The following is a 12,569-nucleotide window of genomic DNA, read 5'->3' as shown; positions in this document are numbered from 1 at the left end:
GCTGCCGGCAGGAAAGAGAGCTGCAAAAAGCAGCGTTTCATAACGGGAGGAAACAATGAGGTTCATGAGCACGCTGGCCGTGGCCGTCCTTGCCACGTCCGCCATGGTCGGTATCGCTGAGGCCAAGGACTACACCTTCGCGGTGGTACCCAAGGCGATGAACAATCCCTTCTTCGACCTGACCCGTGACGGCTGCATGGAAGAAGCCGCCAAACTCGGAAACGTCAAATGCCTCTATCGCGGCCCGGTCGAACATGAGCCGGCAACCCAGGCCCAGATCATCGACGACCTGATCACCCAGAAGGTGGACGGGCTTGCCATCTCGGTCTCTGATGCCGCCGCCGCTTCCACCGAGATCGAGAAAGCCGTTGCCGCCGGCATCAAGGTCATCACCTTTGACAGCGACGCCGCCGATTCCAAGCGTACCGCCTATATCGGCACCAACAATTACGAGTTCGGCAAGGCGCTCGGCACCATGCTGAACAAGATGAAACCTGAAGGCGGCAAGTACAGCATGATTTCGGGCGGCGCCGCCGCGCCGAACCTGGCTGACCGCGTCAAGGGCGTGCGCGATGCCCTGAAGGGCAGCAAGTGGGCGGAAGTCTCCGGCTCCCCGGCCTTCTGTAATGACGATGTTGCCCTTGCGGTGCAGCAGATGGGCGACCAGCTGGCCGCCAACCCGGATCTGGGCGGCATCGTGCCGGTCGGTGGCTGGCCGATGTTTGCTCCCGACGGATGGAAGAACTTCGTCGACCCGATCAAGGCCAAGGTCGACAGCAAGGCCTTCATGCTTGTGGTGGCCGATACCCTGCCCCAGCAGCTTGACCTGCTGAAGGCCGGTTATGCCCACGGCCTCGTTGGCCAGCGCCCGCACGAAATGGGCGTCAAGGCCATGGACACGCTGCTTGCCCTTGCCGAGGGCAAAAAGGTTGATGAGATCATCTATACCGGCCTCGATCTCGTCACCGCCGACAATATCGGCCAGTTCATGAAGTAAGCCGGCCAGCTCCCCTCCACCGCCAGAAACGGCGCGGCGTGAGGGGATGCTCTTCTGTTCCAGGGACTCTGAAACTGCGGCGCCCTTGCCAACAAAGGCGCCGCTTTTTTGGGCGCATAGCGCCCTACTCGTCCACGGCCCCGCCCCTTACCGCCTCGACATTGGCCCGGTGCACGGCCTCATAGGGTTCGAACCAGGACAGATCGCCGTCTGCGAAAAGATCGGCGGCAAAATCCTTGAGGCTGAGAGACGCCAGGGCATCGTCGGTTCTGGCAAGGTCAAGCCGCTCCACATAGCGCTGGGTGGCGCTGATAAATCCCGGCCCATATCCGCCTGCCGCAATCACCTCCTCACGGCCATGGCTCGGCAGGATGCGCTCGACCGGCCAGCCGGCAAGCCGCTCCAGCTCGGCCAGGTGGGTAGAAAGCCGCTCCGGCTCGCTGACATAAGTGACGGAATCCTCAAGCGTATCCGCCGCCAGCAGCAGTCTGCGCTGCGGCAGGTACAGCACCGTTCCGTCATGGCTGTGAATTTCCAGCTGGCGCAGCTCGGCCTCAGTGCGGCCCACACGCAACGACAGAAAGCCGTCATGTTCCCGCGTTGGCATCATCAGCGGGCGGATCGGCGGATTGCCCTCCTCGATCACCTGCCGGCGCGCTTCCAGCATTCGGGCGGTGCGGTTGAAGGCGATAATCTCGCAATCGGCAAACGCCTCGTTGCCGGCAATGTGGTCCCGGTGCCAATGGCTGAGGGCAACGGTGATACGCCTTACACCGCGTTCTTCCAGCACCTGCCGCATGGCCCGGCCATGGACCGGCGAGATCAGGGTGTCGAAAACCAGAGCCTCATCACCATCGACCAGCGCATAGGCACACACACCGAGCAGATAGGCGCCATCATCCAGCCAGTTGCCGTCACTGGGCCAGCCGCGCGTGCCCGGCACGCGCCCGTCATAGAAGGCAAGAACGCCTTCCGCCGGCTCCAGTACGCGCAAGGTGGAGGCAAGCGGGGCAACGGTCAAACCGGCAGTCATGGCAGCGAACACCCAAAAGGAAACGGGGCGGATAGAACCCTATCCGCCCCGTCCTCTGCTGCACAAGCTGCCGCAGGTGCCTGTCAGGCAGCCGTCATCACGTCGCGGTTCTGCTCGCGCGTCTTTTCAAAGCGGATCTTGGGGAAATCATCCTGCGCGCGCTGCAGCGACCATGCGTTGCGGGCCAGGAAGACCAGCGCGCCATCATGATCTTCCGCCAGCATCGAGCGGTTCTCGTCGATGAAACGCTTGAGAAGCTCCTGATCCGTGCACTCCACCCAGCGGGCGGTATAGAGCCCGGCTGTCTCGAAATGAGCCTTGAGCCCATATTCGGCATCGATGCGCTCGGAGAGCACATCGAACTGCAGCGGGCCGACAACACCGACGATCCAGTCGGAGCCGATGAGCGGCTTAAACACCTGGCTCGCGCCTTCTTCGGCAAAATGCTCCAGCGCCTTGCGCAGATGCTTGATCTTGAGCGGATCGTCGATGCGAGCGCGCTGCAGGATTTCCGGTGCAAAGCTCGGCACGCCGACAAAACGCAGCTGTTCGCCCTCGGTCAGGCTGTCGCCGATGCGCAGGGTGCCGTGGTTGGGAATGCCGATAATGTCACCGGCAAAGGCTTCTTCCGCCAGTTCGCGGTCCTGCGCCATGAATAGCACGGGATTAACGACGGCCATCTGCTTGCCGGCGCGCACATGAGTCAGCTTCATGCCGCGGCGGAAATGGCCGGAGGCGAGACGGATGAAGGCAACGCGGTCGCGGTGGTTCTTGTCCATATTGGCCTGGACCTTGAACACGAAGCCGCTGACCTTGGTTTCTCCCGGCGCAACCTTGCGCGCATCCGCGCCCTGGGCACGCGGCGGCGGCGCATAGTCACCAAGGCCGCCCAGCAACTCGCGCACGCCGAAATTATTGATGGCACTGCCGAAGAACACCGGCGTCATGGTGCCTTCGCGGTAGGACTCGAGATCGAAGGCCGGGCACAGCTCGCGCACCATGGTCACTTCCTCGCGCAGCGTGGCGAGCAGGTCGGCCGGCACCAGCTCATCGAGCTTCGGGTCATCCAGCCCCTTGCAGGCGATGCCTTCGGTGCGCTTGTCACCATCACGGCGATCCATGAGGATGAGCTGGTCACTGATGAGGTCGTAGCAACCCAGAAACTCGCGGCCCATGCCGATCGGCCAGGTTGCCGGGGCCACTTCCAGCTGCAGATCCTGCTCGATCTCGTCGAGGATTTCGAACGGGTTGCGCGCCTCACGGTCCATCTTGTTGACGAAGCTGACGATCGGCACATCGCGCAGGCGGCACACCTCGAACAGCTTGCGGGTCTGCGCTTCGATACCCTTGGCGGCGTCCAGCACCATGACGGCGCTGTCGACGGCGGTCAGCGTACGATAGGTGTCTTCAGAGAAGTCTTCGTGGCCCGGCGTGTCGAGCAGGTTGAACCAGTGGTCCTGGTATTCGAAGGTCATGACCGAGGCGGAAACCGAAATACCGCGCTGCTGTTCGATCTTCATCCAGTCCGAGCGCGCGCGGCGCTGCTCACCGCGTGCCTTGACGGCACCGGCCTGCTGGATGGCGCCGCCCCACAGCAGCAGCTTTTCGGTCAGCGTCGTTTTACCGGCGTCAGGGTGGGCGATGATTGCGAAGGTCCGCCGCCGGGCGATTTCCTGCTCCAGAACGCTCATTTGGTCCTCTTGGCTCCCCGCCAGCGGGGGCATGGCCTGAGGGGCCAGCTGAAGCGCAGCGGACCCGGCCGATCATAACAAAGACGAGCGGCCCGCCCTTTTGATTATCAAGGCGGGCCGCTCCAATTGGGGGGCCTTATAGCGCAGCTCGCGTGCCGCCGGAAGCGGCACGAAAGGCTGGCTGGCATGCGGGAAGGATCAGGCGGTCTCGGCACTGACTTTCACGGAGTGCGGCTTCACCCCCCAGATCTCCTTCGCATACTGGCCAATGGTGCGGTCGGAGGAGAAGAAGCCGCAGGAAGCCGTATTGAGCACGGCCTTGCGGGTCCACTCTTCCTTGTCCTGCCGGTAGAGCCGTGCGGCACGATCCTGTGCCTTGGCATAGTCGGTAAAGTCCGACGTCACCAGGAACCAGTCGCCCCAGTTGGTCAGGCTTTCGATGATGTTGCGGTAGCGGCCGGGATCGCCAGGGCTGAACACGCCGCTGGAGATCATGTCGAGCGCCCGGCGCAGTTCGGGATCGGCTTCGATACAGCGCATCGGGTTGTGCTTGCCGTTATAGCGCAGGTCGTTCGCCTCCTCGGCCGTATGGCCGAAGATAAAGATATTGTCCTCGCCCACCAGATCGCGGATTTCGATGTTGGCACCATCGAGCGTGCCGATGGTAAGCGCTCCATTGAGCGCGAACTTCATGTTGCCGGTGCCGGAGGCCTCAAGGCCCGCCGTTGAAATCTGCTCGGAAAGGTCGGCGCCGGGGATGATGATCTCCGCGGCCGTCACATTGTAGTTGGGCACGAAGCAGACCTTCAGCAGGCCATGCACCGACGGGTCCTGGTTGACGATATTGGCGATGTCATTGCCCAGATGGATGATGAGCTTGGCCTGATGATAGGCCGCTGCCGCCTTGCCGCCGAAGATCTTGACCTGCGGGGTGTAGTTGATCGTCGGGTTGTCGCGCATGCGGTTATAGAGCACGACGGTGTGCAGCAGGTTCATGAGTTGGCGCTTGTACTCATGGATGCGCTTGACCTGCACATCGAAGAGCGCTTCCGGATCAACCTTCACGCCGCACCGCTCCAGCAGGAAACGCGACAGGCGCTGCTTGTTGTGCGTCTTGACGAGACGGAACTTCTGCCGGAACGCCGCATCCTCGGCAAAGGGCTTGAGCCCCTCCAGCAGATCGAGGTTGGTGATCCACTTGTCGGTATCGAGCGTCTCGGTGATGAGCTCGGCCAGCTCGGTGTTGCATTCGTAAAGCCAGCGGCGCGGCGTCACGCCGTTGGTCTTGTTATTGATACGGTCCGGGAAGACGCGGTGGAAATCGGCAAACACCGTCGACTTCATGAGGTCGGTATGAAGTGCCGAGACACCGTTGACCGACTTGGAGCCGACGAAAGCAAGATTTGCCATGCGCACCATGCGCTGCGGATTGCCGCCGGATTCGCCGATGAGCGAGACCCGCTCCACCAGACGGTCGTCGTCCGGGTACTTCTCCCGCACTTCTCCGAGGAAACGGCGATTGATTTCATAGATGATCTGCATGTGGCGCGGCAGCACCCGCTCCATCATGCGCACCGGCCACTTCTCCAGCGCCTCGGGCATCAGCGTGTGGTTGGTGTAGTTGAAGCAGGCGCTGGTGATCTTCCACGCCTTGACCCAGCCGACCTTGTAGACATCCATCAGGAGGCGCATCAACTCGGCGACGCCGATGGCGGGATGGGTGTCGTTGAGCTGGATGGTGGCCTTTTCCGGCAGCGCGTCGAAGTCGGAATGGTGCTGCAGATAGCGGCGCAGGATGTCCTGCATCGAGGCGGAGGTGAAGAAATACTCCTGCCGCAGGCGCAGCTCCTTGCCGGCATCGGTCTCGTCATGCGGATAGAGCACGCGGGTCAGGTTTTCCGACAGCACACGCTGCTGCACGGCGCCGATGAAGTCGCCGCGGTTGAAATCATGCAGGTCAAAGGCGTTGACCGCCCCTGCCGACCACAGGCGCAGGGTGTTGATCGTCTCGCCCTTGAAGCCGACGACCGGCGTATCATAGGCCATGGCAATCACCGGCTGGGTATCGACCCAGCGGAAGCTCTCTTCGCCATTGGCGTCGAGGCTCATCTCCACCCGACCGTAAAAATGCACCGGGTACTGCACATCCGGCCGGCGGAACTCCCACACATTGCCGAATTGCAGCCACTGCTCCGGCCGCTCGACCTGGGAGCCGTGCTCGAAACGCTGCTCGAACATGCCGAAATCGTAGCGGATGCCGTAGCCGTAACCCGGCAGACCCAGCGTCGCCATGGAATCGAGGAAACAGGCGGCAAGGCGCCCGAGGCCGCCATTACCCAGCGCCTGATCCGGCTCCAGATCCATCACGGCATCAAGGTCGAGCCCCAGCTCGGCCACCGCGTCGGCGATCTCCTCCTTGAGGTCGAGGTTGGAGATGCTGTCGCGCAGCAGGCGTCCGATGAGGAATTCCAGCGAGAAATAATAAACCCGCTTGATGTCGCTGGCGTAGTAGCTGCGCGTCGTCTCCATCCAGCGGTCGACAATGCGGTCACGCACCGCGCCGGCAAGGGCAGCATACCAGTCCTGCCGCGAGGCGGCGTTGACGTCCTTGCCGATATTGTAGGTGAGCCAGCGCAGGATGGAGCGCCGCAATGACCCGGAATCCAGACCGCGCTTGCTCGTCTTCGTCGGGCTCTGCTGCTGATCCATCTTGTCGTCCCCATCTCGTGCATCACGCCGCCCGGTCGGCGCCTGAACGGCAGAGGCTCCCCTGCCGCCTGTTCTCCGGGTTTATTTCGCACTTGCGAACAACGTCGCAAAAGCGCTTTCAGCTCCATCAGGAGATTTAGTTTCAAACCAAACGCAGCATTGACGCAATTGTCTTTAACGCGATTATCCGCTGCACCCGCTCTCACCCGGGTGGCAAACACCCCAACCGGTATAACAAGCCCCGCCATGAACTATCGCCACGCCTATCACGCCGGCAATTTCGCCGACCTCATGAAGCACCTTGCCCTGATGGCGGTGCTGGAGACACTTGCCGCGCGCGAACGGCCCTTCACGCTGGTAGACACCCATGCCGGTATCGGGCTTTACGATCTGGAAGGGGATGAGGCCCGCCGCACCGGAGAGGCCGCAGGCGGCATCGAAGCCCTGCTCGCCCGGCGAGCCGAAGCACCGCCCGTGCTTGGCCGTTTCGCAGGCCTGGTGGCAGAGCTGCGCCGCAAGGCAAGCGGCAAGCGGCTTTATCCGGGCTCGCCCTGGCTGGTGCAGCATTTCCTGCGTGCGGACGACCGTGCCAGCTTCTGCGAGATGCACCCGGATGACGCAAAGACCCTGCTGAAGGTGTTGGGCAATGACCGGCGGGTGAACGTCAAGGCAGCGGCGGACGGCTATGACATCCTTTCCCGCCTGCTCAGCGGCCGACACACGGTAGACGCCGTGCTGATCGACCCGCCGTTTGAAAAACGCGATGATTATGAGCGCATGGAGCAGGCGCTGATGCAGCTGGCGGATCGCCAGCCGGAGGCCATCGCCCTGCTCTGGTACCCGATCAAGGACCGCAACGATGTGTGGCGCATGCAGGACGGGCTGGAGCGTGCCGCCGGCCCCGCCCTGCTGGATGTAGAATTCCTCATTGAAGGCGAGCCCGATATCCGCCGTTTTGCCGGCTGCGGCCTTACCATCAAGAACCCGCCGCCGGGTCTTGCGGAAATGCTGGAGATGGAGCTGCCAGCCCTGCTCTCCCTGCTCGGCCACCCGGCCGGCACCGCCCGGATAAGCTGGATTACCCCGCCGGCCGGCCGCTAAGCGCCACCTCAAGCGATTGGTTCGGCCGTCTGGTCTTTCGGCAGGTCGGCAATCAGGTCGTCGATGGTGCGGTCGGTGACCGGGTGCCGCCAGTCGGGGCACACATCGCGTAGCGGCAGCAGCACGAAGCTGCGCTCGGTGGTGCGCGGGTGCGGCAGCTGGAAGGTCATGCCCTGCCCTTCCACCACCTGCCCGTTATAATCGATAAGGTCGAGATCGAGGATGCGCGCCTCGAACCGGTGTTGCCGCACCCGACCGAACTCGGATTCGATGTCGTGCAGTTTCCACAGGGTTTCGAGGGCCGGCAGCTTCGTTTCCACCGCGACGACCGCATTGGTGTACCAGGGCTGGTCCGAGACCGGCACCGGGGCCGTACGGTACCAGGCGGAAAGCCGCACCGGCCGGATGCCGTAATGGGGCATGCGCTTGATGGCCGCCTTGCAGACTTCCAGCGGAGAACGATAGGGCGGATTGAAGAGGTTGGAGCCTATTGCCACCAGAATCACGATCAAACGGTCCCTGAAAAAGCATGAGCGACTAAAAAAACCCGGCCTGACGATAGCTTCCGTCACACAGTGGCCCTTGCCGAGACTCTCTATTACCTTTAGTTTATTTCCCGTCAACGCGCGGCGCTGACGAATATTCGATTAAAATAGAAATTTCCAGCCCTGCGCTCCCTTCATTAATTCATTTCAAATGGATAGCCTATGATTGCTTATCCCGAAGAACGGCTTGGCCTGTTCATCGATGGTGCAAATCTCTATGCCGCCGCCCGCTCGCTGGGCTTCGATATCGACTACAAACGCCTGCTGCAGCTTTTCGCTGCCAAGGGCCGTCTGGTCCGCGCTTTTTACTACACAGCCCTCGTGGAAGATCAGGACTATTCCCCGATCCGCCCGCTGGTCGACTGGCTCGACTATAACGGCTACACGATGGTCACCAAGCCGACCAAGGAATATACCGACGCCCAGGGCCGCCGTAAGGTCAAGGGCAACATGGATATCGAGCTCGCCATCGACGTTCTGGAGATGGCCGAACATCTCGACCATGTGGTGATCTTCAGCGGCGACGGCGATTTTCGCCGTCTCGTCGAGGCCGTGCAGCGCCGCGGCGTGCGCGTCAGCGTCGTCAGCACCATCCGCAGCCAGCCGCCGATGATCGCCGATGAACTGCGCCGACAGGCCGATAACTTCATCGAGCTTTCCGACATCACCCAGCAGATTGCCCGCGCAAGCCACCACGGCCCGCGCGACAGCGCCCCGCCGCCCCGCCGCGAAGCCCGGCCGAGCACGGAGGAGGATGATTACGATGAGGGCGATGACCTCATCGATGACGATGAGGAAGAAGAAGACGATTACCGTCGCTGAGGCGCGGCGATCGCCTTGAAACGAAAAAGCCGCCGGAGATGCTCCGGCGGCTTTTTTTGTTTTCGGTACCAGCAAACCCGCCAGGACGATCAGGCGTCGCCGCCCTTGTCCCGCATCAGGCGCGCCTTGTCGCGCTGCCAGTCGCGGTCCTTGATCGTCTCACGCTTGTCGACCGCCTTCTTGCCTCGCGCCACCCCGATCTCGACCTTGGCGAAGCCGCGGTCGTTGAAGAAGATGGCGAGCGGAATAAGCGTCACGCCCTTGCGGCTGACCTGGGCGAAAAGCTTTGCCAGCTCCCGCTTTTTGAGCAGCAGTTTGCGCGGACGCCGTATCTCGTGCGTAAAAAGCTGGGCCTGCTTGTATTCCGGGATATAGGCATTGACGAGAAACAGCTCGCCATCCTTCTCGGCGGCATAACAATCCTGCAGGCTTGCCTGGCCGGTACGCAGGCTTTTGACCTCCGAACCGGCCAGCACGATGCCGGCCTCGACCGTTTCGTCGATAAAGTAGTCAAACCGGGCGCGGCGGTTTTGCGCCACCGCACGCCGGACAGGCTCCTTGGCCATTTCTTACTCTCTTTCAGGCTCCCGCCGGTGCCGCCCCGATCAGAGCAGCCCGGCAGACTCCATCGCCTTGCGTACCTGGACCTGCCCCGCCTCGGTAAGCGGAACCAGCGGCAGACGCACGGAAGGCGAGCTTTTGCCGATGAGCGACAGGCCGAACTTGGCCGGGGCCGGGCTCGGCTCGCAGAACATCGCCTTGTGGATCGGCATCAACCGGTCACGCAGCGCGTTGAAGGTTTCCATCGCGCCCTGCTGCCAGGCTTCGTGCAACTGCGAACACAGCTTCGGCGCCACATTCGCACTCACCGATATGCAACCATGACCGCCTTGTGCCAGGAATGCCGCAACGGTGGCATCTTCGCCGGAAAGCTGGCAGAATTGATCACCGATCTGAACCCGTGTAGCCAGGGGCCGGGACAGGTCGGCAGTCGCATCTTTCACGCCGACAATGTTCGGCAGCGCAGCAAGGCGGGCCATGGTGTCGACAGTCATGTCGACCACCGAACGCCCGGGAATGTTGTAGATTACGATCGGGATATCAACGGCATCATGAATTGCCCGGTAATGCTGGTAGAGGCCCTCCTGAGAAGGCTTGTTGTAATAAGGGGTGACAACCAGCACCGCATCGGCGCCAGCCTTCTTGGCGTGGGCCGCCAGCTCGATCGCTTCAGCCGTGCTGTTGGAGCCGGCACCCGCCATGACGGGGACGCGCCCGCGCGCGACCTCGATGCACAGCTCAACCACCCGTTTGTGCTCGGCATGGCTCAGCGTCGGAGATTCACCCGTCGTCCCGACCGGAACGACACCGTGAGTACCTTCCGTGATCTGCCATTCAACGAAATTCTGGAACGCAGCTTCGTCGACGGCACCGTTGTTGAACGGCGTGATCAGAGCCACATAAGAGCCCTTGAACATCTCCCCCTCCGGGTGGGTTTTGGTTATGGACCGCGCACCATAGACCGGCCCCACAGCCCCCGCAAGCGCGCTGCCAGTGGCTTGATGCGGCTGGCAAGTTTCCTTCTGGCTGGTTGCCTCTTCGTGGGCGAGGCCGCTGCCGCTCCGCCGCTGCCGCCGCCCCGCCCGGCGGCCGGCATGCCGACGCGCAGCGACCCGGAAACGCCGCTGACCGACGGCGACTGGGATTTGTTTCGCCAGGCCATGCAGCACGCCCATAATGGCGAGCACACGCTGGCGGCGACCCTGGGCTCCAAGGGCAAGGATGCGCTCGCCCAGAAGGCCATCCTGTGGCTGCGCCTGACCGATGAAGGCCAGCCGGCGACCTACAGGGATCTCATCACCTTCCTGCATGCCAATGACCGCTGGCCGGGCACGCCCATCCTGCGCCGGCGCATCGAGCAGACGCTGCCGTGGGATACTCCCTCGGCCGATGTGGTCGACCATTTCCGCAAATACCCGCCGCTGACCTCGGCCGGCGTGCTGCGCAATGCCCTCGCCCTGCCCGACGTGGTGCCGCCGGAAGAAGCAGCCGCCTACCTGCGCAAGGTCTGGATCAACACCGACTTCGCCCCGGCGGAAGAGGACATGTTCCTGCAGGCCTTCGGCGACCAGCTGACCGAGGCCGACCATCGCGCCCGCGCCGACCGCCTTGCCTGGGACGGGCGCGACAGTGCCATCGGCCGGATGCGCAAGCTGATCTCGCCCGGTTACATGGCCATGATCCAGGCCCGGCGCTCGCTCGCCCGCCTCGACCCGGGCGTCGATGCTGCGATCCGCGCGATACCGAAGGAATTCCAGGATGATCCGGGCCTGTCACTCGACCGGCTGCGCTGGCGCCGCAAGAAGGACCGGCCGGACGCCTTCGAGCTGCTGAAGCTGCAGCCCAAAGACCCGACGCATCTCGATGAATGGTGGCAGGAACGCCAGATCCTGGCCCGCCGCCTGATGGATGACGGCAAGTGGCGCCAGGCCTATGAGGTCACCGCCGCCCATGGCCAGGTACAGGGCTCCGGTTTTGCCCAGGCCGAGTTCCTTGCCGGCTGGATTGCCCTGCGCAAACTCAAGCAGCCGGTTGCCGCCTTTGCCCATTTTGACCGGCTCTATCGCGGCGTCAGCATGCCCATCTCGCTTGCCCGCGGCGCCTACTGGGCCGGCGAGGCAGCCGCTGCCGCCGGGGACAAGGCGATTGCCACCCAGTGGTACCAGGCCGCTGCCGTGCATACGACGACCTATTACGGCCAGCTTGCCGCCAGCCATCTCGACAGCGGCACGCCGCTGCCCCTGCCGGAAGAGCCGAAGGTGGATGCCGCCACCCGCGCCAGCTTCCAGAAGGACGAGATGGTGCGCCTTGCCCATCTGATGCATGACCTTGGCGAGGAGGACCTGACGCGCCTCGTGCTGACCCGCATGATGTATCTGGCCAAGAGCGGCGCCGATTATGTGATGACGGCCGATCTTGCCGATGATCTGGGCTTTACCGGCGTGGCGGTGGAAACCGCCCGGCAGGCAACAACCGACCAGTTCATGCTGACCCGTGCCGGTTATCCCCAGCTCGACAAGCTGCCCGACGGCGGTATCGAGCCGGCGCTCATCCACGCCCTCGTCCGGCAGGAAAGCAATTTCGACGCCGAAGCGCACAGCCATGCCGGCGCGCGCGGCCTGATGCAGCTGATGCCCGGCACGGCGCAGGACATGGCAAAGAAGCTCGGCCGTGACTACAAGGCCGCCGCCCTTACGGGCGATGAGGACTACAATCTCGCCCTTGGCGAGGCCTATATCGGCAACCTCATCTCGCGCTTCAACGGCTCCTACATCCTCGCCATTGCCGCCTACAATGCCGGCCCCGGCCGGGTGCGTGGCTGGATGAAGGACATGGGCGACCCGCGCGACCCCGGACAGGATCCGGTCGACTGGATCGAGGAAATTCCGATCTACGAGACACGCAACTATGTCCAGCGCGTGCTGGAAAACCTGCATGTCTACCGGCTGCGCTTCGGCCAGCGCGAGACCATTGCCATGGCGGTATCGCCGGAGCTGACGGCAAGCCGGAACTGACCACAATCCTTCCCCGCTCCGGGGAAGGTGTCGCAAAGCGGCGGATGGGGGTAATGAGAGCGTGCCGGGTAAAGGCCTTCGCCCGATTGATACCTC

10 protein-coding genes are annotated in these 12,569 nt (G+C 63.0%); 4 read left to right on the top strand and 6 right to left on the bottom strand.

What is annotated here, in order from left to right; genetic code table 11:
• The first annotated feature begins 64 nt into the window (after positions 1-64).
• Positions 65-997, top strand: coding sequence for a sugar-binding protein (locus QTL98_RS10070; protein WP_445678360.1), 933 nt, complete (start codon positions 65-67; stop codon positions 995-997).
• Positions 998-1,121: 124 nt separating this feature from the next.
• Here QTL98_RS10070 and QTL98_RS10065 read toward each other — a convergent pair whose 3' ends face one another.
• From QTL98_RS10065 to QTL98_RS10055, 3 genes are all read right to left on the bottom strand, one after another.
• Positions 1,122-2,030: an MBL fold metallo-hydrolase gene (locus QTL98_RS10065; RefSeq protein ID WP_445678359.1), complete on the bottom strand. Its 909-nt coding sequence runs from the start codon at positions 2,028-2,030 to the stop codon at positions 1,122-1,124.
• A gap of 83 nt (positions 2,031-2,113) precedes the next feature.
• Positions 2,114-3,721, bottom strand: coding sequence for a peptide chain release factor 3 (locus QTL98_RS10060; RefSeq protein WP_445678358.1), 1,608 nt, complete (start codon positions 3,719-3,721; stop codon positions 2,114-2,116).
• Positions 3,722-3,919: 198 nt separating this feature from the next.
• On the bottom strand, positions 3,920-6,430 hold the full coding sequence (locus QTL98_RS10055; protein ID WP_445678357.1) for a glycogen/starch/alpha-glucan phosphorylase: 2,511 nt from the start codon (positions 6,428-6,430) through the stop codon (positions 3,920-3,922).
• A 246-nt stretch (positions 6,431-6,676) separates the two neighbouring features.
• Between QTL98_RS10055 and QTL98_RS10050 the strand changes: the two genes are divergently transcribed.
• Positions 6,677-7,531, top strand: a complete 855-nt coding sequence (locus tag QTL98_RS10050) for a 23S rRNA (adenine(2030)-N(6))-methyltransferase RlmJ (protein WP_445678356.1) — start codon at positions 6,677-6,679, stop codon at positions 7,529-7,531.
• An 8-nt stretch (positions 7,532-7,539) separates the two neighbouring features.
• Here QTL98_RS10050 and folK read toward each other — a convergent pair whose 3' ends face one another.
• Positions 7,540-8,037 (bottom strand): 2-amino-4-hydroxy-6-hydroxymethyldihydropteridine diphosphokinase, encoded by a 498-nt coding sequence (gene folK, locus QTL98_RS10045; protein ID WP_445678355.1) that lies wholly within the window; start codon positions 8,035-8,037, stop codon positions 7,540-7,542.
• 201 nt (positions 8,038-8,238) lie between these two features.
• Between folK and QTL98_RS10040 the strand changes: the two genes are divergently transcribed.
• Complete coding sequence (locus tag QTL98_RS10040; protein WP_445678354.1) at positions 8,239-8,898, top strand: LabA-like NYN domain-containing protein; 660 nt, start codon at positions 8,239-8,241, stop codon at positions 8,896-8,898.
• Positions 8,899-8,987: 89 nt separating this feature from the next.
• On the opposite strand, the gene smpB is transcribed toward QTL98_RS10040, so the two are convergent.
• Positions 8,988-9,464 carry an SsrA-binding protein SmpB gene (gene smpB / locus QTL98_RS10035; RefSeq protein ID WP_445678353.1) on the bottom strand — a complete coding sequence of 159 codons (477 nt, stop codon included), beginning with the start codon at positions 9,462-9,464 and terminating at the stop codon, positions 8,988-8,990.
• Between the two features lie 39 nt (positions 9,465-9,503).
• Positions 9,504-10,376: a 4-hydroxy-tetrahydrodipicolinate synthase gene (gene dapA / locus QTL98_RS10030; protein ID WP_445678352.1), complete on the bottom strand. Its 873-nt coding sequence runs from the start codon at positions 10,374-10,376 to the stop codon at positions 9,504-9,506.
• A gap of 84 nt (positions 10,377-10,460) precedes the next feature.
• On the opposite strand from dapA, the gene QTL98_RS10025 reads away from it, so the two are divergent.
• The gene (locus QTL98_RS10025) at positions 10,461-12,473 is read left to right on the top strand and encodes a lytic transglycosylase domain-containing protein (RefSeq protein ID WP_445678351.1); all 2,013 of its coding nucleotides are present in this window, start codon (positions 10,461-10,463) and stop codon (positions 12,471-12,473) included.
• Positions 12,474-12,569 lie beyond the last annotated feature (96 nt).

Origin of the sequence: Radicibacter daui, assembly GCA_030657355.1 — a bacterium.
Classification (GTDB): Bacteria; Pseudomonadota; Alphaproteobacteria; order Radicibacterales; family Radicibacteraceae; genus Radicibacter; species Radicibacter daui.
Note: the sequence above shows the minus strand (reverse complement) of the source record. Positions and strands in the feature narration are given on the sequence as shown.

Excerpts from the sequence above, each read along its gene's own strand:
- QTL98_RS10070 (WP_445678360.1), top strand. The coding sequence starts at position 65 with ATGAGCACGCTGGCCGTGGCCGTCCTTGCCACGTCCGCCATGGTCGGT.
- QTL98_RS10065 (WP_445678359.1), bottom strand. The coding sequence starts at position 2,030 with ATGACTGCCGGTTTGACCGTTGCCCCGCTTGCCTCCACCTTGCGCGTA.
- QTL98_RS10060 (WP_445678358.1), bottom strand. The coding sequence starts at position 3,721 with ATGAGCGTTCTGGAGCAGGAAATCGCCCGGCGGCGGACCTTCGCAATC.
- QTL98_RS10055 (WP_445678357.1), bottom strand. The coding sequence starts at position 6,430 with ATGGATCAGCAGCAGAGCCCGACGAAGACGAGCAAGCGCGGTCTGGAT.
- QTL98_RS10050 (WP_445678356.1), top strand. The coding sequence starts at position 6,677 with ATGAACTATCGCCACGCCTATCACGCCGGCAATTTCGCCGACCTCATG.
- QTL98_RS10040 (WP_445678354.1), top strand. The coding sequence starts at position 8,239 with ATGATTGCTTATCCCGAAGAACGGCTTGGCCTGTTCATCGATGGTGCA.
- smpB (WP_445678353.1), bottom strand. The coding sequence starts at position 9,464 with ATGGCCAAGGAGCCTGTCCGGCGTGCGGTGGCGCAAAACCGCCGCGCC.
- dapA (WP_445678352.1), bottom strand. The coding sequence starts at position 10,376 with ATGTTCAAGGGCTCTTATGTGGCTCTGATCACGCCGTTCAACAACGGT.
- QTL98_RS10025 (WP_445678351.1), top strand. The coding sequence starts at position 10,461 with ATGCGGCTGGCAAGTTTCCTTCTGGCTGGTTGCCTCTTCGTGGGCGAG.